This window comes from Tatumella ptyseos (assembly GCF_030552895.1).
Lineage (GTDB): Bacteria > Pseudomonadota > Gammaproteobacteria > Enterobacterales > Enterobacteriaceae > Rosenbergiella > Rosenbergiella ptyseos_A.
Genome location: NZ_CP130649.1, coordinates 1736604 through 1755354 on the forward strand (window position 1 = coordinate 1736604; position 18751 = coordinate 1755354).

Sequence of the window (18751 nt, forward strand, 5' to 3'; positions counted from 1 at the left end):
ATCTGTGCTCGGTACTAGAGATTCTACGAGGTTGGTCAGTCTAAGGCAGAGGTTTAACTCACTAGATATTGTCTAGGATCAACCTTTTAGGAAAGAATTGGAGACCTGTTTGAATCTCCGATTACATCAAGTCATTAGTCGTTTCACGTAGCGGTTAAACCACGCTTCGCTTATTGTCCGCACAAGGCTTGCGCACGCGACGTCAAAGGTGCGAGGTCCATTTTTTTGCCGGGTTGTTGTGGATCTTCAGCTTGAATAAGCGAAATAGGTTGGCCTTGGCTTTTCTTTTGATCCACATTCTGTTGTGCAATCGTATTGAGGGGGTATTGCATTAACGTGCTGTCATTGATAGCAAAAAGCCCGCCATCTTTATCGCAACGTAACATGATCTCTTCACGAGTTAGCGGCCACTGTTGCTTACCGATTTCACGTCGGCTTACCGTAATCACTTCAGATGCAAAGGATTGCCCACTAACGATGGTAAGTAAGAGTACGGATAAGAGTTTTTTCATTGGAATAATGCCTTAAATTCGTAATAATAAAACTGCCATGTGACTTACCGCACAGTGTAGCAAATGACGCATTTAAGTGGCAGCAGAAAGCATGAATTGTATCCCCTTCACTGCTCACAAGGAACCCATCATCATGACCTATAATCTCGCTAAACTCAGTGCAGAAGAGAAAAACCAACTCAATACCGAATTAGCGGCGGCAGGTGTCGCCTTCAAGGAACGCTACAATATGCCGGTCGTGCCCATCCATGTTGAAAATGAGCAACCCGAATCATTACGTGCACACTTTCAAGAAAAGCTGACGACCTATCGCCAGCTTTCTGTGACGTTGTCACGCTTACCTTATGAGCCTAAGATCAAGACTTAGGCCAACAATCACTAGCTAATCCTATCAGGAAGCTACATTCCCGAGCGATATCAACGTAAGCTTGATAGCGCCCGGACTTTCCTCCGTGTCCTGCATCAAGGTCGGTATAGAGGAGGAGTTGATGATTATCGGTTTTATGCTCTCTAAGCTTAGCCACCCATTTTGCCGGTTCCCAATACTGGACTTGTGAATCATGCAAACCTGTCGTCACGAAAAGGTGAGGATAGTCTTGTTCACAGACATTATCGTAGGGGCTATAAGCTTTGATCATCGCATAATCGGCCTCGTTATTAGGATTTCCCCACTCTTCATATTCGCCGGTAGTGAGTGGGATAGTTTCGTCTAACATTGTGCTGACCACGTCGACAAAGGGTACTTGCGCAAGAATACCGTGAAACAAGGTTGGAGCGATGTTACTTACCGCTGCGACCAGTAAGCCGCCGGCGCTACCTCCCATCGCGTAACAACGTTGCGGATCCCCCACGCCTTGCTGCAATAACTGCTCTGTTGCATCAATAAAATCGTAGAAACTATTCATTTTATTACCGAGCCGTCCAGCGTCGTACCATGCACGACCTAACTCCCCCCCTCCACGCACATGCACCATGACGTAGATAAACCCTCGGTCAAGTAGACTTTGACGCGTAAAACTAAAATCAGCCTCTAGCGCTGCACCGTAAGCACCATAACCATAAATGAGTAATGGGTTTTTGCTAGGTTGTAAGCAATCCTTGCGCCAAACGAGTGAGACTGGTACTTGAACGCCGTCACGCATGGTCAACCAACGCCAGTCGCTTTCGTAGTCACTCTCGTCGTAACGTGGAATATGCACTTGCTTTAACTGAGTTAGCCGGTGTGTAGCGAGATCCCATTCGTAAGTAGTGGTCGGTGTAATTAAACTGCTGTAACCGAAACGTAAGCATGTGCTATCGGCATCCGGATTATGCCCTATCCAAACCACGCCATTTTCCGCTTGCTTTGGTAAAACAAACCGATTTGTGCCGGTGAGAGTATATTGGCAGAGCACCATTTTGCCCTGCAGACGTTCTTCAGTGACGAGCCAGTCGTTAAAGAGCTGGAAGTCTTCAACGATACGATTCTTTGAGACGGCAACCACTTGTTGCCAGCAATCCTCGGTCGTCTCTGTTTCGACGCAACGATAAAGCCCGAAATTAATCCCTTCTCGATTAGAACGGATATAGTAATGCCCCTGAAAGTGGTCAATACTGTACTCATGGTCCTCACGTCTAGGCACTATGCAGCACGGTGGTAAATCCGGCTTATCTGCATCGATGGCCCACACCTCGCTGGTTGTCGAACTCTCAAGTACGATAAACAAACGCTGCTCAGAACTACTCCCCGTCAAACTAACATAGAAGCTATCATCTTGTTCTTCATAAACTAAACTATCCTTTGCAGGGTCCGTGCCCAGCGTATGACGCCATACCTGCCAAGGTAATAAAGTCTGAGGATCTTGCTTGATATAAAAGAGAGTCTGACCATCATTGGCCCAAACAATCGAAGGGGAGATCCCTTCAATGACCGTGTCGAGCCAGGTTTGATCGGTTAAGCGTTGAATACGTAACACATATTCCCGCCTTGATAGATAATCTTCAGTCACTGCCATATAACGGTGATCGGTCGTGATTTCTAATGCACCCAGTTCGTAATAATCAGCGTTATAAGCTCGTTGGTTGCAATCCAGTAAAGTTTGCCACGATGCTGCTTCACTATCCTTACGCCACACCCAATGAGGGTAATCATCCCCTTGCTGATAACGCTGTTGATACCAATGTCCCGCCTTCAGAAAAGGGACAGAATGATCATTACCAGGAATTCTCGCGGTCATTTCCTCATAGAGGGTTGCCTCAAGGCTTGCTAGCGGGGCCAATTGTTGTTCGCACCACTGATTCTCAGCGACCAAATAGTCAATGACGTGAGGATCAGCTCGTTGATCATCACGTAACCATGCAAAGTGATCTTCTCGTTTATCACCATGTATCTGATGAGTGAAAGGAAGTCGACGGGCTTTAGGAGGTGTGAGCATGGTGTTCGATACCGATAGAGTAAGTTATTATCCCAGTATCGCATGTTTCTTGCGCCCTTACCTACTTTCCGCTCCCCAGCTTAAAACGTGCCAACGCAAACGTTTTCGTTTAGACTACTCTGCAGTTATCTTCATCGAGTTTGGGAAAGTGTTATGCGAAAGTTCGGTACTGCGTTACGTGAAAATGCAACTAAAGTGATGTTGTTAGGTTGTGGAGAATTAGGAAAAGAAGTGGCCATCGAATGTCAACGTTTAGGCATTGAAGTGGTCGGTGTGGACCGTTATGAAAATGCCCCGGCAATGCACGTCGCTCATCGCGCTTATGTCATCGATATGTTGAATGGCGATGCCTTGAAATCAGTCATCGATCTTGAAAAGCCTGACTTTATCGTGCCAGAAATCGAGGCTATCGCTACCGAGAAACTGGTGCAACTGGAAGCGACTGGCTTAACCGTCGTTCCCTGCGCGCGAGCCACACAACTTACCATGAATCGCGAGGGTATCCGCCAACTCGCCGCAGAACAATTATCCCTGCCGACTTCTCGCTACCGTTTTGCGAGCCAGCAACATGAATTTTTAGAAGCGGTGGAGGCCATTGGCTTCCCTTGTTTCGTTAAACCCATCATGAGTTCGTCCGGTAAAGGACAAAGTCTGCTTCGTCACCCTGATGAGTGCGAAGCAGCCTGGAACTATGCTCAACAAGGTGGCCGTGCGGGTGCAGGCCGTGTCATCGTTGAAGGATTAGTGGATTTCGACTTCGAAATAACGCTCCTGACGATCAATGCCGTGGATGGAATCCATTTCTGTGCCCCTATCGGCCATCGACAAGAAGAGGGAGATTACCGAGAATCTTGGCAGCCGCAACAGATGAGTGATGTTGCCCTAGCTCGTGCACAAGATATCGCTCGCCAAGTCGTCACGGCTCTCTCAGGCTACGGACTTTTCGGTGTCGAGCTTTTCGTACGCGGGGACGACGTTATCTTCAGTGAAGTGTCCCCTCGTCCTCATGACACAGGTTTAGTGACGCTAATTTCACAGGATCTCTCTGAATTTGCCTTACATGTTCGTGCATTCTTGGGACTTCCCATCGGTCAAATTCGTCAGTATGGCCCTTCAGCCTCTGCTGTTATTCTCCCTTCACTCCACAGTGAAGCGATAAGTTATGCTGGATTAGAAAAAGCCTTAGCAGCGGGTCAACAAGTACGATTGTTTGCTAAACCTAGTATTGCGGGACGTCGACGGTTAGGCGTGGCACTGGCGATCGGTGAGACAGTTGAACAGGCTATTTCTGTAGCGCTATCCAGTGCTGCAGCCATTGAAGTTTCGGATGGTATCTAAAAAAAACCGCCAGCTAGGCTGGCGGTCATCAATTACTCTAACGGGGTTTCAGACTCATTCCATGAACGCCCATCTCGGGTAATCATCGCAACGGAAGCGACGGGTCCCCAGGTTCCCGCTTGATAAGGCTTAGCCGACTCACCATCCTTCTCCCATGCTTCGATAATCGAATCCACCCAAGTCCATGCCGCTTCGACTTCATCACGGTGAACAAATAGAGCTTGGATTCCGCGCATTGATTCCAGTAACAAACGCTCATACGCATCAGCTAAATGACTTTCGTTAAACGTTTCGGAAAAACTTAAATCTAATTTAGTCGTTTGTAACTTATGTTTGTGGTCTAAACCAGGAACCTTATTCAGAATCTCGATATCGACCCCTTCATCCGGCTGTAGACGAATGGTCAGTTTGTTCTGCGGAAGTTGAGTGTAAGACTCTTTAAACAGGTTCATTTCTGGATTTTTGAAATACACGACAACTTCAGAGCATTTAGCAGGGAGACGTTTCCCAGTTCGCAGATAGAACGGAACTCCCGCCCAGCGCCAGTTGTCGATATCTACACGGATAGCAACAAAGGTCTCTGTCGAACTGGTTTTATTCGCCCCTTCTTCATCCAGGTATCCCGGTACTTTTTTACCTTGCACAAAGCCAGCAGTATATTGGCCACGCACGGTTTTCTCGCGGACGTTGGTGTGGTCAATTTTGCGCAGTGAACGTAAGACTTTAATCTTTTCATCGCGGATACTTGCGGCGGTTAAGTCAGATGGCGGTGACATCGCAATCATCGTTAACACTTGCAGTAAGTGGTTTTGAACCATATCACGCATCTGACCTGCTTGGTCAAAGTAACCCCAACGCCCTTCGATCCCAACTTCTTCCGCCACAGTAATCTGTACGTGATCAATGGTTTTATTATCCCAGTTGTTCACAAAGATAGAGTTAGCAAAACGTAAGGCTAATAGGTTTAGAACCGTCTCTTTACCCAAATAGTGGTCAATACGGAAAACTTGGCTTTCGTCAAAGTATTCACCTACGCTATCGTTAATCTCTTGAGAAGTTTCTAAAGAGGTACCCAGAGGTTTTTCCATGACCACTCGAGCAGGCTTAGCATTTAATTTAGCCTGGCCCAATCCCTTACAGATTGCGCCAAATGTGCTCGGGGGCATTGCAAAGTAGTTAACGGTCACGCGGTTTTTCTGGTCAAGTAATTTGCCTAACTTTGTGAAATGCGCCGATTCATTGACATCTAAATTGCAAAAATCTAAGCGTGCGCTTAATTTTGCCCAGATCTCTTGATCGATCTCCTCTTTCATAAAGGTCTTTAAGGCTTTATCAACTTCTTGGATATACGTTGCCTTATCCCATTCTGCACGGCCCACACCAATAATTTTCGTTTCAGGGTTGATTTGACCGGCTTTTTCCAGCTGGTATAACGAAGGTAATAGCTTACGGCGTGCCAGATCACCCTTGGCTCCAAAAATTACCAGGTCGCAAGCCTGGACTGTTTGCGTTGACGCCATTTCATTCTCCTCGTTCTAACGTAAAGTCGCGAAAATCCGCTAAGAAGTGCATTAGATTCATATTATTGCCCACTTTACTGCGATTACAGTAGTGAGGTAAACAGTTTGCTATGTGAAATCAATGTTGACTACCGTCGAGACGTTAATCGGTTGTTAAACTGGTACCTAAAGTTGTACCCTAAAACCATTGCGAGCATTTATCGTTTTCTGCGATATTGAGTGTAATACCTATTCTCAACAACTGAGTTTTCTCTTTATTGATGATTTTACTGGAGTTGTCCATGTCAACACGCCTTAGACGTACGAAAATTGTGACTACATTAGGCCCTGCCACTGACCGCGATAATAATCTAGAAAAAGTGATTGCGGCAGGAGCGAATGTGGTACGACTGAACTTTTCTCACGGCTCCCCTGAGGATCACCTTACACGCGCGAATAATGTCAGAGAGATTGCCAAAAAACTGGGCCGTCATGTCGCTATTCTAGGCGATTTACAAGGACCTAAAATCCGCATCTCAACGTTTCGAGAAGGTAAGATCTTCTTAAACATCGGTGACCCGTTCATTTTGAATGCGACATTACCTAAAGGGGAAGGTACCCATCAACAGGTGGGAATCGATTATAAGGCACTACCTCAGGATGTAAAATCCGGAGATATTCTGTTATTAGACGACGGTCGCGTGCAATTGCGCGTCACCTCCGTTGAAGGTGACAATATTCATACCGAAGTGACGGTTGGCGGCCCGCTTTCTAACAATAAAGGTATTAATAAACAGGGTGGCGGCCTGTCTGCCGAGGCGCTGACCGATAAAGATAAAGCGGACATTATTACGGCTGCGAAAATTGGCGTAGACTATCTCGCCGTCTCTTTTCCCCGCTGTGGTGACGACTTACGTTATGCTCGGCGTTTAGCAGAAGAAGCTGGATGCCAAGCAAAAATTGTTGCCAAGGTCGAACGTGCCGAAGCCGTCGCGACTCAAGCAGCGATGGATGATATTATTCTTGCCAGTGATGTCGTCATGGTCGCGCGAGGCGATCTCGGTGTTGAAATTGGTGACCCTGAACTGGTGGGCATTCAAAAGAATCTAATTAGCCGGGCGCGTCAGCTAAACCGTGCCAGTATTACCGCCACCCAGATGATGGAGTCCATGATCACTAATCCAATGCCTACTCGGGCGGAAGTGATGGACGTCGCTAACGCAGTGTTAGATGGAACGGATGCGGTAATGCTCTCTGCTGAAACGGCCGCAGGTCAATATCCAGCAGAGACTGTACTGGCCATGGCCAATGTTTGTGTGGGTGCCGAGAAGATTCCAAAAGTGAATGTGTCACGCCACCGTTTAGATATTCAGTTTGATAATATCGAAGAGGCCATCGCCATGTCAGCGATGTACGCCGCAAACCATCTTAAAGGGGTCACTGCTATTATTACCATGACCGAATCTGGGCGTACGGCGTTGATGACCTCACGGATCACTTCAGGTCTACCTATCTTTGCCCTGTCACGACACGAAGCTACCCTCAATAGCACAGCACTCTATCGTGGTGTGACCCCGGTTGCGATTTCAGGCTACACTGATGGCTTACTAGCCGTACACGATGCAGTCAAATTGCTCAAGACCAAAGGGTATTTACAGACGGGTGATTTAGTCATCGTTACACAAGGCGATGTGATGGGCGCCACTGGCACCACCAACACGCAACGCGTGATCACCGTTGAATAAATAATAATACAGCCGCTGACGCGGCTGTTTTTTTATTTATACGGAAAGAGGTCTTTGCGACGATAAGGCTTCTCTTCACCTGCTTGCCGCGTTTTCAGTAACTCGAGGATCCAAGTATATTGCTCAGGGTTTGGTCCGACAAAAAATTCCACTTCTTCATTCATTCGTCTCGCCAATGTTCTATCGTCAGCCGTCTCGAGACCTTCCATTGCTGGGCGCACAAAAATTTCGAGTTGATGGCGGCGACTATCATAAACCGGAAATAGCGGAACAACCTTAGCTCGACATACTTTCATGAGCCGTCCAATAGCCGGTAATGTCGCCTTGTACGTCGCAAAAAAGTCGACAAACTCGCTGTGTTCCGGTCCATGGTCTTGATCGGGTAAATAATAGCCCCAATATCCCTGCCTGACTGAAGCAATGAAAGGCTTGATACCATCATTACGAGCATGCATGCGACCACCAAAACGACGTCGTAATCGGTTCCAAATATAGTCCATTAACGGATCTTTTTGGTTATGGAACATCGCCGCCATTTTTTGACCTTCTGAAGCCAGCAGCATCGCCGGAATATCGACAGCCCAGCCATGAGGCACGAGAAAAATGACATTCTGTCCCGATTGTTGGTAATGCTCGATAATATCTTTACCGTGCCAGACAATTTTCTGCCGGACACGTTGAGGGTCACGTAGTGCCAATTCGGCCATTAACACCATTGACTGCGGCGCGGTAGCAAACATTTCATCAATAATGTTTTCACGTTCCGCCACGGAAAGGTCAGGAAAACAGTAGTGAAGATTAATTTGCGCACGACGGCGAGCACCCTTTGCTCGTTGACCAACCCATTTTCCTAGTTTCCCTAACACCGGATCGCGAACGGTGGCCGGCACATAGGCCAATGCACCTGCCACGCCAATAGCTAACCATTTCCCCCAGAACTGGGGTTTGAAGAAAGAACGATTGAAAACAGGAATAAACTCAGACTGGTTACGTTTCTCGTTGATCATGCACTCGCCTCTTTTAAGAAGTGGCTAATGATAGTGATGGAAGCGAGTTTTGCAACAGACTTTTACTCGCCCGATTAGAGGTTATTTAAAAAAAGGCCATGCATGATGCATGGCCTGACTATAACCCACTAGAATGTCAGCTGACTTTGCCAAGCTTTAGCTTGCGCAAGGTAGGTCTTACGCTCTTTACCCGTTAAGCCTTCCATTCGCGGCAGTTTTGCCGTTAGGGGGTTAACCGCTTGGTTATTAATCCAGATTTCGAAGTGTAAATGCGGGCCAGTAGAGCGCCCAGTATTACCGGATAATGCAATACGATCGCCTCTTTTAACTTTTTGACCAGGTTTAACCATTACACGGCTAAGATGCATATAGCGGGTCATGTATTGTCGACCATGGCGAATAGCAACATACTTCCCTGCTGCACCGCCTTTAGCATTCGCCACTACTACTTCTCCATCCCCTGTAGCCAGAACAGGCGTACCAATAGGGACAGCAAAATCAACACCACGATGCGGAGTAATGCGTCCGGTCACTGGATTAAGCCGACGAGGATTAAAGTTTGAAGAGACCCGGTATGTTTTAGCCGTTGGGTAACGTAAAAACCCTTTTGCTAATCCCGAGGCATTCAGGTCATAAAATTTGCCATCTTCTGCGCGAAAAGCATAGTAATCCTTCCCCCCCGAGCGAACTCGGACAGCCTGAAGTTGGCTTTGCATGCGCTTACCAGCCAGAATTTCGCGCGAGAAAATGGTGCTGAATTGATCGCCACTACGGAGTTTACGAAAATCCATCTGCCATTGTAACGCTTTGATCACCGAGGCAGTTTCTCCCGCAGAGAGGCCAGCCTGCTGTGCACTGCTGGCAAAACTGCCTTTAACGGTGCCAGCCAGTGTATGGTCTTGCCACTCTCCTTGCTGTAATTGGCGCTCCATACTGTAGGTGCCATTCGCTCTGCGCGCGTAGTGACGCGTTTCACGACGGGAAATTTCCCAATCCAGAGTATCTAACTCTCCGTCTGCGTTGACTTGCCAATTAAGGCTTTGTCCAACATTGAGATTACGTAATGCACCATCACTTCCCACCAGCGCATTGATATTTGAGAGATCAATGCCATACTGATTTAATACACTGCTTAGGGTATCTCCTGACGCGACGGTATACTCTTTAGCATCTTGAGTCCCTTCCGCCTCTTTTTGGTCAGCAGGCAGATCTTCATCAGGTAAAGGGGTAGTTTGGTCATCAGGCTCGGAAGCGTCTGTCCCGGTTAAGTGTTGGGTCGCTTCTAGTTCAATCTTGCGAACTAAGGTTTCTTTATTTTCATCGTGGTGATTAAGTAGCGGTTGCCAGATAGCAACCGCAAGCGTCATAGCGGTCAATGACCCCAACATAACACGATGGGGCTTGGGTAATGTGTTAAGCGCGAGAGCGACAGAACGAGCAATCTGTTGCACTGTAAAAATTCCTCATTAGTTCATAGGCTTCAGACAGCTCACATACTGGCTCGACAATTGTGAGAGGAATTTCACATAACTGTCTGGCGATAAGCTGATATTGCTTCCCAAGGGGTCAAGAATGCCTTTGTGCACTGAGGTTCCTCGAGAAACAGCGTCGATGACGGCTGGTCTGAATTGTGGCTCAGCAAAAACGCATTGCACTTTTTGCTCAGTCAACTGTGTTCTGATTTCGTTTAATTTCTGTGCACCTGGCTGTATTTCAGGATTTACCGTGAAATATCCCAGTGGTGACAGGCCGTAATGTTTCTCAAAATAGGTGTAGGCGTCATGAAAGACATAATATCTCTTATCCTTCACTGCGCTAAGCTGTTGACGTATCTCTTTATCGGCACCTTGTAAACTGACTTTAAATATCGATAAATTATTATCTAATTTGGATTTTTGTGCAGGCATCAACTGCACCAACCGATCATGAATAGCCGTAGCACTCATCAAAGCCATTTCTGGAGACAACCAGATGTGCAAATTATACGTTCCTTGATGAGAATGACTATCAGACAGTTCCCTATCAGAAGAATTTATAGATGTTAACTTATCCGCATGCGTCGAAGCATGATCGTGATCATCTTCAACTTCGCCCACCAAATGTGATTGAATCACGGGTAGAGCCGAGAGTTCAAGGTTTTTATTCGCTGGTAATTGTGAAGCACTTCGCGTTACGAAGGATTCCATTTCAGGCCCTACCCACACCAATAGGTCAGCATTTTTTATCCGACGCACGTCTGATGGCCGTAGCGCATAATCATGTTCTGAAGCTCCATCAGGTAACACCACTGTTACCGGTGTGACGCCATTGGCAATCGCGGCGGCAATAAATCCTAAGGGTTTAATCGATGTCACTACATCCGCTTGCGCTAGGCCATTCATTCCTAACAGGATAGATAAACCCAAGGCGATTTTAGGGAAATGCTTTTTTCTTTTCATGATTCCTGGCGTCTCAGCTATTAACCTCAAATGGAGTTGTGATAATATAACATCTCTTTTTGAAATGAAAACTGATTAACCATGCCATCGAACTTAGTGACTTTAGAAAATATCGATGTTTCATTCGGTCAAAAACAAGTCCTGCAAAATATTTCGTTAAGCTTGCAACCGGGTAGGATATTAACCTTGCTTGGCCCTAACGGTGCGGGAAAATCAACCTTAGTGCGACTGATTCTTGGGCTAGTCACACCGTCTCGTGGCGTCTTGAATAAGAAATCGGGATTACGAATTGGCTACGTTCCACAAAAATTACATTTAGATACCACCCTTCCCCTGACGGTGGATCGTTTCCTACGGTTAGCGCGCCAAGCTAAAAATGCGGATATCCACGCAGCCTTGCAGCGGGTAAACGCCGGGCACCTGCGCCTATCTACAATGCAAAAGCTTTCCGGCGGCGAAATGCAGCGTGTGCTACTCGCCCGCGCGCTGCTCGGTCAGCCAGAACTATTAGTGCTGGACGAGCCCACGCAAGGGGTCGATGTGAATGGCCAAGTGGCGCTTTATGATCTGATTAATCAGTTACGTCATGAGTTGAAGTGTGCCGTACTGATGGTGTCCCATGACCTTCATTTAGTCATGGCGAAAACCGATGATGTCCTCTGTCTCAATCATCATGTTTGCTGTTCAGGTCCACCCGAAGTCGTCTCTCAACATCCGGAATTTACCGCAATGTTTGGTCCCAGAGCCTCCCAACAATTAGCGATTTATCGACATCACCACAATCACCGTCATGACCTTAAGGGTCGGATAGTGTTACGCAAGGAGCATGAGACTTCATGATAGAATTGTTACTACCGGGCTGGCTAGGAGGGATACTCCTTACCCTCACCGCGGGCCCACTGGGGTCTTTTGTCGTCTGGCGTAAAATGTCCTACTTTGGCGATACCCTCGCCCATGCGTCCCTTCTAGGCGTCGCGATTGGATTATTGTTAAACGTTAATCCTTGGTATGCAGTGATTGCCGTAACCCTTATCCTCGCTATTCTGTTAGTCGTGCTAGAGCAGCGACCTCACTTAGCTATCGATACTTTACTGGGTATCATGGCGCACAGCGCCTTATCTCTTGGGTTAGTCGTCGTGAGTTTGATGCATAATGTTCGCGTCGATTTGATGGCTTATCTGTTCGGCGACCTTCTATCGGTAATGCCCGAAGATCTCGTCTTAATGGCAGGTGGCGTAGTGATCGTACTCGCTGTGATCATCTCGCAATGGCGCGCGCTATTATCGATGACCGTCAGTCCAGAATTAGCCCAAGTCGATGGCGTTAATTTTGCCCGTACTCGGATGTTATTGATGCTGGTTACCGCGCTTACTATCGGTGTCTCGATGAAATTTGTAGGAGCACTGATTATTACCTCATTACTGATTATTCCTGCAGCCACCGCACGTCGCTTCGCCCGCTCCCCCGAGCAGATGGCGATTTTCGCAACCCTAATTGGAATGGTCGCCGTTACTGGTGGGCTAACTTTCTCAGCCTATTACGATACCCCTGCTGGCCCATCTGTTGTTCTGACCGCAAGCGCCCTCTTTATGCTCAGTGGGCTGAAGAAGATGCCCCATTAAGCAGCTGGGCCTCGGTAGTACCGAGGCCTAGTTGTGTTAACTAAAACAAGTAGACACTACTATTTCTTCAACAACGTCGGGAGTTGCTGACTGAATTGCTGAAGACATTGATCCATCAGATGCTGGGTTTCCACTTTTACTTTGGCATACTGATCTTTTTGCCATTCCGCTAAATCAGCTTCGACTGGGGCGGGTGAACAAGCTTGCTTAATAAAACCGCTAAAGATCGATCCCTTCTCAGGTTTTTTGTAGAAGAAGACTTTGTATTTCAACTCATACAGGGAGTCGCTACTATTAAAGTTTTTATAAATCAATGACCAAGTCGAATAACCTATATGCAACGGCTGTTGGTAGGTATAGCCTGCACTATTGTCATCTAACCACTTCACCAATGCGTTGTCCGCGTTGGTCTTAAAATAATCAAGGGTGGGGTTTTTCAACGTTTTGATAGCGTTCCCCTTATAGCTTTCCTTATCAAAGCCAGAAGTGTTAACGCTCCCTAACGCAGCAGAGAGCACCGCCAATCCAATCCCCGTGGCACTATGAACAGGTGTCACTTCGCGTAAGTAAGGATCTGAATACAGATTCCCATCATTAAATTCAGCAGGGGCGGCATGGTATAACACCCCTATCGAACTTTTATTTTTTCCCTCAATCACTGAGGGTTTGACTGACGCACAACCAGAAAGGAGTGCGATGGCAGTAACACAACACAATACATAGCCGTTCTTCATGATATCCCTATACTTTTCACTGATTCCCAATAGTGAATCGGAAGTATAAGTGATGAGTCGTAGCGGGAATAGGTAGAGAAATGTCAAAAGTTGACATTCCTCGAACTATTGAAGGTAAACGTGGGGATTTTTAAAGGTGTTTATAGTGGTCGAGCAGATCGAAATGCTGGTAAGCATGTTGGGTGGCTAATCGTCCGCGTGGCGTTCGCTGAATAAAACCCTGCTGAATCAAATAAGGTTCAATAACATCCTCGATAGTTTCGCGCTCTTCACCGATTGCGGCCGCAAGGTTATCTAACCCTACAGGTCCACCACTAAACTTATCGATAATCGCTAGCAGTAATTTACGGTCCATATAGTCAAAGCCTTCACTGTCGACATTGAGAAGGTCTAACGCACTTGCTGTCACCTCCCCGTTCATATCGCCCGCGGCTTTGACCTCAGCGAAGTCACGCACACGGCGAAGCAGCCGATTAGCAATCCTTGGTGTACCACGGGAACGACGAGCAATCTCCAGCGCCCCTTCTTGGCTGAGAGACAGCCCTAGACAGTCTGCTGCGCGTTTAACGATAGACTGTAGATCAGCCACTTGGTAGAACTCCAAACGTTGGACGATCCCAAAACGGTCACGTAATGGCGAGGTTAGCGAGCCTGCTCGTGTGGTGGCGCCGATTAGAGTGAATGGAGGTAAATCGATTTTAATCGAGCGGGCCGCCGGACCTTCTCCGATCATAATATCCAGCTGATAATCTTCCATTGCAGGATAAAGTACTTCTTCAACAATAGGAGAAAGACGGTGGATCTCATCAATAAAGAGTACATCGTGTGGCTCAAGATTCGTCAGCATGGCGGCAAGGTCACCCGCTTTCTCCAATACCGGGCCGGAGGTAGTCCGTAAATTGACGCCCATCTCGTTGGCCACGATATTAGCCAACGTTGTCTTTCCTAAACCTGGAGGGCCGAAAATCAACAAGTGATCTAAGGCATCGCCCCGCATTTTCGCTGCACGAATAAAAATTTCCATTTGCTCGCGGACGTGCGGTTGACCGACATATTCATCGAGTAAACGGGGACGTAAGGCTCGGTCAAAACGCTCTTCATCAATAGTCACTTCCGCAGAGACTAGGCGATCCGCATCTATCATACTTTTCCTTATAGCGACGCCCGTAAGGCGTCTCTGATCAAGGTTTCACTATTCGCCCCAGTTTTGGTAATTTTACTCACCATTTTGGAGGCTTCTTGCGGTTTATAACCTAATGCTACTAAGGCTGCGACCGCTTCAGCTTCTGCATCATTGGTGGTGGAGGGGTCGGTAGCCGGTGCTGTGAGCGTAAACTCGCTTTCTGTATTAAACAGGTCCCCGTGCATGCCTTTAAATCGATCCTTCATTTCGACCACAAGACGTTCAGCAGTTTTCTTACCTACCCCTGGGAGTTTTACTAAGGCAGCTATTTCTTGATGTTCTACCGCATTCACAAACTGCTGCGCTGACATGCCAGAGAGAATGGCAAGAGCGAGTTTCGGCCCAACCCCATTCACCTTAATCAATTCCCGGAAAAGGGTACGTTCTTGTTTATGATTAAAACCGAATAACAGTTGTGCATCTTCCCGTACCACAAAATGGGTAAAAATAATGGCGGAGTGATCTTTATCAGGCAGTTCGTAGAAACAGGTCATCGGCATGTGAACTTCATACCCTACGCCACCGACCTCAAGCAATACTAATGGCGGTTGCTTCTCTATGATGACTCCATTAAGACGTCCGATCATACATTTACCTTTATCAATGTGTTCGCTAGGATTAATGATGCGTTTATACCATAAAAAAGGCTGGATGAATATCCAGCCTATGCAGAGAAAGCTAACGTAACCGCCCTCGGGTGAGTACCAGTGCTTTATCAGAAATATTCAGCGCATTTTGGCTGATATGACAATGGGTAATCGCAATAGCCAAAGCATCAGCGGCATCAGCTTGAGGATTAGCGGGCAGTTTTAATAAGGTTCGCACCATATGTTGCACTTGCGCTTTATCTGCTGCCCCGGTCCCGGTGACGGTTTGCTTTACTTGTCGAGCAGCGTACTCGAAAACGGGTAATGTTTGATTTACCGCCGCGACAATCGCTGCGCCACGCGCTTGCCCTAGCTTTAAGGCGGAATCAGCATTTTTCGCCATAAACACTTGCTCAATGGCAAAATAATCAGGCGAAAATTGCGTGATAATCTCAGTTACACCGGCATAAATGAGCCGCAAACGCTCGGGTAAAGCAGGCGTATTGGTCCGGATACAGCCACTCCCCAAGTAGGTCAATTGACGACCGACTTGTCGTATTACCCCGTATCCGGTTACCCGTGACCCAGGGTCGATACCAAGAATTATGGCCATAACGGACCCAATAACTGGGTGGATTGCACTTACAGGCTCTCAGCCACTTCGTCAGAAATCTCACCGTTATGGTAAACTTCCTGAACATCGTCGCAATCTTCGAGCATATCAATCAGACGTAGTAGTTTTGGCGCCGTCTCGCTATCCATTTCTGCTTTAGTTGAAGGGATCATCGTGACTTCCGCTTCATCTGGTGTTAAACCTGCTGCGATTAATGCCTCTTTCACCGCACCTAACTCTTCCCACGCGGTAAACACATCGATGGCGCCATCGTCATAGCTCACCACATCTTCAGCACCGGCTTCCAAAGCAGCTTCCATTAACGCATCTTCATCTTGGCCTGGTGCATAAGCGATAACCCCTTTACGGCTAAAGAGGTAGGCAACTGAACCATCAGTCCCAAGGTTACCACCGGTTTTGGTGAAAGCATGGCGCACTTCTGAAACGGTACGGTTACGGTTGTCACTCAGACACTCGATCATGATGGCGCTACCGCCTGGGCCATAGCCCTCATAAATGATCGTTTCCATATTGGAGTTATCATCACCGCCGACACCGCGTGCGATCGCACGGTCCATCGTATCACGCGTCATGTTGTTGGACAGGGCCTTATCCATCGCGGCTCTCAGACGAGGGTTCGAGCTAGGATCGCCACCACCGAGTTTTGCCGCAGTGACCAACTCACGAATGATTTTAGTGAAGATTTTACCGCGCTTCGCATCTTGTGCCGCTTTACGGTGTTTGGTATTCGCCCATTTACTATGTCCAGCCATAATCTTATTCTCTCAAACAAATAACGGTAAACGGAACGCGTCTTCAGACGCATTCCCCTCTAATTATTCCTCGGCAAAAAGGCGCTCAATCGCTTGGCGATTACTCCACGATTTGGTTAACGCTGCAGCCTGTTGCCAAGGGAGCCACTGCGCCGCCGTATGCTCACTTAAACAGGGAGTCTTTTCGGATTCAAGACCCAATGTAAACCAATGTTCTTGATTATGGGTCACTCCCGGAGCATAACGGTGACGATATTGTTCAAAAATTTCAAAACTAATCTGTGTACGACAGTCAACCAGTAGGTCTTGCGCAGGAGTATAGACAAATCCAGTCTCTTCCTGCACCTCACGCAAGGCCGCCTGTTCTGGCTGTTCGCCGCTTTCTAGACTGCCTGTCACCGATTGCCAAAACTGCGCATCGTCTTGACGCTGTAACATTAGCACCCGTTTGGTATCTCTTGCGTAGATGACGACCAACACCGAAACGGGATGCTTGTAGGCCATTACGCTGACTCAGTTTTAGCTTTTTTCACTACCTGTAATGCCAACTCTTGTAACGCATTCGGGTTAGCTTCGCTCGGTGCATCCGTCATCAAACAGGCCGCAGCAGTTGTTTTCGGGAAGGCTATTACGTCACGAATATTGTCCGTACCCGTTAATAGCATGGTCAAACGGTCTAAGCCAAAGGCTAATCCAGCGTGCGGTGGCGCGCCATATTTAAGTGCATCCAGTAAGAAACCGAACTTCTCTTGTTGCTCATCGGCACTGATTCCCAGAATACTGAATACTGCTTGTTGCATGGCACCAGTATAGATACGAACCGATCCACCACCCACTTCATAACCATTAATGACCATGTCATAGGCATTGGCAATTGCATCACTTGGCGCTTGACTCAGTTCTTCTGGCGTTAACTCGCGTGGCGCCGTGAACGGATGATGCATGGCGGCTAAACGCCCTTCATCATCTTGTTCAAACATTGGGAAATCCACCACCCAAAGCGGAGCCCAACGATTTTCATCAGTCAAGGCTAAATCGCGACCGATTTTGAGACGTAATGCCCCCATCGCATCTGCCACGACATTCGCTTGATCAGCACCAAATAACAGAATATCTCCTGATTCTGCTGCGGTTCGCTCAAGCAGCTGCTCAATAATCTCAGCAGTCAGGAATTTAGCAACAGGACTTTGAATACCTTCAAGGCCAGCATCACGTTGGTTGACTTTCATCCATGCCATGCCCTTCGCACCGTAGAGGCCAACGAATTTGGTATAATCGTCGATCTGTTTACGCGTTAATTGCGCACCACCCGGTACACGTAAGACTGCCACCCGCCCTTTCGCATCGTTGGCTGGACCGGAGAAGACTTGGAACTCAACCTGTGCCAATAAATCGGCAACGTCCACCAATTCCATCGGGTTACGTAGGTCAGGTTTATCCGAACCGAAACGACGCATCGCCTCTGCCCACGTCATTTGCGGGAATTCGCCCAGATCGACCCCTTTAATAGCGATCCAAAGTTGACGAATAAGACGCTCCATAACTTCTCGCACTTGTGGCGCCGTCATGAAAGAGGTTTCAACATCGATCTGCGTGAATTCAGGCTGACGATCTGCACGTAAATCTTCATCACGGAAGCATTTTACAATTTGATAGTAGCGGTCAAAGCCAGAGACCATGAGTAGCTGTTTAAATAGCTGAGGTGATTGCGGTAACGCATAAAATTCACCTTTATGAACGCGGCTAGGCACTAAATAATCACGCGCACCTTCTGGCGTCGCTTTAGTGAGCATTGGCGTTTCAATATCCAGAAACTCATTCTCTTCCATAAAACGACGAACAAAAGCCGTGATCTTCGCACGAGTTTTGAAGCGCGAGGCTACTTCAGGGCGACGCAAATCTAAATAGCGGTATTTAAGCCGAGCTTCTTCGCTGTTGACATGATTACTATCCAGAGGCAGAGGTTCTGAACGGTTAATAATGGTGAGCTCGGTGGCATAAACTTCTACTTCACCCGTTGCCATGTCAGCGTTTTTATTACGCTCATCACGCGCTCGTACTTTTCCAACGACTTGAATGCAGAATTCATTACGTAATTCTGACGCGCGCTCAAACACCTTTTGCTCATCCGGATCAAAAAAGACTTGTACAATCCCTTCGCGATCACGCATATCGATGAAAATTAAGCTCCCGAGGTCGCGACGACGATTCACCCAACCGCTGAGAGTCACTTGTTGACCGATGTGGGACACATTAAGTTGTCCGCAATAAAGTGTACGCATTGAT

General features: G+C 47.5%; 18 protein-coding genes. 5 read left to right on the plus strand and 13 right to left on the minus strand.

Translation table 11 applies throughout. From position 1 onward, the window contains the following. Positions 1-170 precede the first annotated feature (170 nt). Positions 171-512 carry a DUF2511 domain-containing protein gene (locus QJR74_RS08210; RefSeq protein WP_304371384.1) on the minus strand — a complete coding sequence of 114 codons (342 nt, stop codon included), beginning with the start codon at positions 510-512 and terminating at the stop codon, positions 171-173. Between the two features lie 133 nt (positions 513-645). Between QJR74_RS08210 and QJR74_RS08215 the strand changes: the two genes are divergently transcribed. Further along, positions 646-879: a DNA polymerase III subunit theta gene (locus QJR74_RS08215; protein WP_304371385.1), complete on the plus strand. Its 234-nt coding sequence runs from the start codon at positions 646-648 to the stop codon at positions 877-879. On the opposite strand, the gene QJR74_RS08220 is transcribed toward QJR74_RS08215, so the two are convergent. Further along, the gene (locus tag QJR74_RS08220; RefSeq protein ID WP_304371386.1) at positions 869-2926 is read right to left on the minus strand and encodes a S9 family peptidase; all 2058 of its coding nucleotides are present in this window, start codon (positions 2924-2926) and stop codon (positions 869-871) included. The two genes, QJR74_RS08215 and QJR74_RS08220, sit on opposite strands and share 11 nt — an antisense overlap. A gap of 153 nt (positions 2927-3079) precedes the next feature. Between QJR74_RS08220 and purT the strand changes: the two genes are divergently transcribed. Then, positions 3080-4264: a formate-dependent phosphoribosylglycinamide formyltransferase gene (gene purT / locus QJR74_RS08225; RefSeq protein ID WP_304371387.1), complete on the plus strand. Its 1185-nt coding sequence runs from the start codon at positions 3080-3082 to the stop codon at positions 4262-4264. A gap of 32 nt (positions 4265-4296) precedes the next feature. Here the strand turns inward: purT and zwf are convergent, their stop codons facing one another. Next, the gene (gene zwf, locus QJR74_RS08230; RefSeq protein ID WP_304371388.1) at positions 4297-5784 is read right to left on the minus strand and encodes a glucose-6-phosphate dehydrogenase; all 1488 of its coding nucleotides are present in this window, start codon (positions 5782-5784) and stop codon (positions 4297-4299) included. A 281-nt stretch (positions 5785-6065) separates the two neighbouring features. Here zwf and pyk point away from each other — a divergent pair, with 281 nt between their 5' ends. Further along, positions 6066-7508: a pyruvate kinase gene (gene pyk, locus QJR74_RS08235; RefSeq protein ID WP_304371389.1), complete on the plus strand. Its 1443-nt coding sequence runs from the start codon at positions 6066-6068 to the stop codon at positions 7506-7508. 32 nt (positions 7509-7540) lie between these two features. Here the strand turns inward: pyk and lpxM are convergent, their stop codons facing one another. The 3 genes from lpxM to znuA all read right to left on the minus strand — a co-directional run bounded on the left by lpxM (position 7541) and on the right by znuA (position 10896). Beyond that, a complete protein-coding gene (gene lpxM, locus QJR74_RS08240; protein WP_304371390.1) occupies positions 7541-8515 on the minus strand; it encodes a lauroyl-Kdo(2)-lipid IV(A) myristoyltransferase in 975 nt (324 codons plus the stop codon). A 128-nt stretch (positions 8516-8643) separates the two neighbouring features. Continuing rightward, positions 8644-9966, minus strand: a complete 1323-nt coding sequence (gene mepM, locus QJR74_RS08245; protein ID WP_304371391.1) for a murein DD-endopeptidase MepM — start codon at positions 9964-9966, stop codon at positions 8644-8646. A 15-nt stretch (positions 9967-9981) separates the two neighbouring features. Further along, positions 9982-10896, minus strand: coding sequence for a zinc ABC transporter substrate-binding protein ZnuA (znuA, locus tag QJR74_RS08250; protein ID WP_304374002.1), 915 nt, complete (start codon positions 10894-10896; stop codon positions 9982-9984). 138 nt (positions 10897-11034) lie between these two features. Here znuA and znuC point away from each other — a divergent pair, with 138 nt between their 5' ends. Together znuC and znuB are read left to right on the plus strand one after the other, a co-directional pair. After that, a complete protein-coding gene (gene znuC, locus QJR74_RS08255) occupies positions 11035-11793 on the plus strand; it encodes a zinc ABC transporter ATP-binding protein ZnuC (RefSeq protein ID WP_304371392.1) in 759 nt (252 codons plus the stop codon). Beyond that, the gene (gene znuB / locus QJR74_RS08260; protein ID WP_304371393.1) at positions 11790-12575 is read left to right on the plus strand and encodes a zinc ABC transporter permease subunit ZnuB; all 786 of its coding nucleotides are present in this window, start codon (positions 11790-11792) and stop codon (positions 12573-12575) included. The genes znuC and znuB overlap by 4 nt, the downstream gene beginning before the upstream one ends. A 59-nt stretch (positions 12576-12634) precedes the next feature. On the opposite strand, the gene QJR74_RS08265 is transcribed toward znuB, so the two are convergent. The 7 genes from QJR74_RS08265 to aspS all read right to left on the minus strand — a co-directional run bounded on the left by QJR74_RS08265 (position 12635) and on the right by aspS (position 18747). Next, positions 12635-13309 carry a hypothetical protein gene (locus QJR74_RS08265; RefSeq protein WP_304371394.1) on the minus strand — a complete coding sequence of 225 codons (675 nt, stop codon included), beginning with the start codon at positions 13307-13309 and terminating at the stop codon, positions 12635-12637. 130 nt (positions 13310-13439) lie between these two features. Further along, entirely contained in the window at positions 13440-14453 is a 1014-nt protein-coding gene (gene ruvB, locus QJR74_RS08270) for a Holliday junction branch migration DNA helicase RuvB (RefSeq protein WP_304371395.1), read from the minus strand. Between the two features lie 8 nt (positions 14454-14461). Continuing rightward, the gene (ruvA, locus tag QJR74_RS08275; protein WP_304371396.1) at positions 14462-15079 is read right to left on the minus strand and encodes a Holliday junction branch migration protein RuvA; all 618 of its coding nucleotides are present in this window, start codon (positions 15077-15079) and stop codon (positions 14462-14464) included. 91 nt (positions 15080-15170) lie between these two features. Continuing rightward, entirely contained in the window at positions 15171-15692 is a 522-nt protein-coding gene (ruvC, locus tag QJR74_RS08280) for a crossover junction endodeoxyribonuclease RuvC (protein ID WP_304371397.1), read from the minus strand. A gap of 29 nt (positions 15693-15721) precedes the next feature. Continuing rightward, positions 15722-16465: a YebC/PmpR family DNA-binding transcriptional regulator gene (locus QJR74_RS08285; protein WP_304371398.1), complete on the minus strand. Its 744-nt coding sequence runs from the start codon at positions 16463-16465 to the stop codon at positions 15722-15724. Between the two features lie 63 nt (positions 16466-16528). Beyond that, positions 16529-16969 (minus strand): dihydroneopterin triphosphate diphosphatase, encoded by a 441-nt coding sequence (nudB, locus tag QJR74_RS08290; RefSeq protein WP_304371399.1) that lies wholly within the window; start codon positions 16967-16969, stop codon positions 16529-16531. Beyond that, positions 16969-18747 carry an aspartate--tRNA ligase gene (gene aspS, locus QJR74_RS08295; RefSeq protein ID WP_304371400.1) on the minus strand — a complete coding sequence of 593 codons (1779 nt, stop codon included), beginning with the start codon at positions 18745-18747 and terminating at the stop codon, positions 16969-16971. Before aspS ends, nudB begins: the two co-directional genes overlap by 1 nt. Between the last annotated feature and the right edge of the window lie 4 nt (positions 18748-18751).

Coding starts and splice junctions, on each gene's coding strand:
- QJR74_RS08210 (WP_304371384.1), bottom strand. CDS start 512: ATGAAAAAACTCTTATCCGTACTCTTACTTACCATCGTTAGTGGGCAA.
- QJR74_RS08215 (WP_304371385.1), top strand. CDS start 646: ATGACCTATAATCTCGCTAAACTCAGTGCAGAAGAGAAAAACCAACTC.
- QJR74_RS08220 (WP_304371386.1), bottom strand. CDS start 2,926: ATGCTCACACCTCCTAAAGCCCGTCGACTTCCTTTCACTCATCAGATA.
- purT (WP_304371387.1), top strand. CDS start 3,080: ATGCGAAAGTTCGGTACTGCGTTACGTGAAAATGCAACTAAAGTGATG.
- zwf (WP_304371388.1), bottom strand. CDS start 5,784: ATGGCGTCAACGCAAACAGTCCAGGCTTGCGACCTGGTAATTTTTGGA.
- pyk (WP_304371389.1), top strand. CDS start 6,066: ATGTCAACACGCCTTAGACGTACGAAAATTGTGACTACATTAGGCCCT.
- lpxM (WP_304371390.1), bottom strand. CDS start 8,515: ATGATCAACGAGAAACGTAACCAGTCTGAGTTTATTCCTGTTTTCAAT.
- znuA (WP_304374002.1), bottom strand. CDS start 10,896: ATGAATGGCCTAGCGCAAGCGGATGTAGTGACATCGATTAAACCCTTA.
- znuC (WP_304371392.1), top strand. CDS start 11,035: ATGCCATCGAACTTAGTGACTTTAGAAAATATCGATGTTTCATTCGGT.
- znuB (WP_304371393.1), top strand. CDS start 11,790: ATGATAGAATTGTTACTACCGGGCTGGCTAGGAGGGATACTCCTTACC.
- QJR74_RS08265 (WP_304371394.1), bottom strand. CDS start 13,309: ATGAAGAACGGCTATGTATTGTGTTGTGTTACTGCCATCGCACTCCTT.
- ruvB (WP_304371395.1), bottom strand. CDS start 14,453: ATGATAGATGCGGATCGCCTAGTCTCTGCGGAAGTGACTATTGATGAA.
- ruvA (WP_304371396.1), bottom strand. CDS start 15,079: ATGATCGGACGTCTTAATGGAGTCATCATAGAGAAGCAACCGCCATTA.
- ruvC (WP_304371397.1), bottom strand. CDS start 15,692: ATGGCCATAATTCTTGGTATCGACCCTGGGTCACGGGTAACCGGATAC.
- QJR74_RS08285 (WP_304371398.1), bottom strand. CDS start 16,465: ATGGCTGGACATAGTAAATGGGCGAATACCAAACACCGTAAAGCGGCA.
- nudB (WP_304371399.1), bottom strand. CDS start 16,969: ATGGCCTACAAGCATCCCGTTTCGGTGTTGGTCGTCATCTACGCAAGA.
- aspS (WP_304371400.1), bottom strand. CDS start 18,747: ATGCGTACACTTTATTGCGGACAACTTAATGTGTCCCACATCGGTCAA.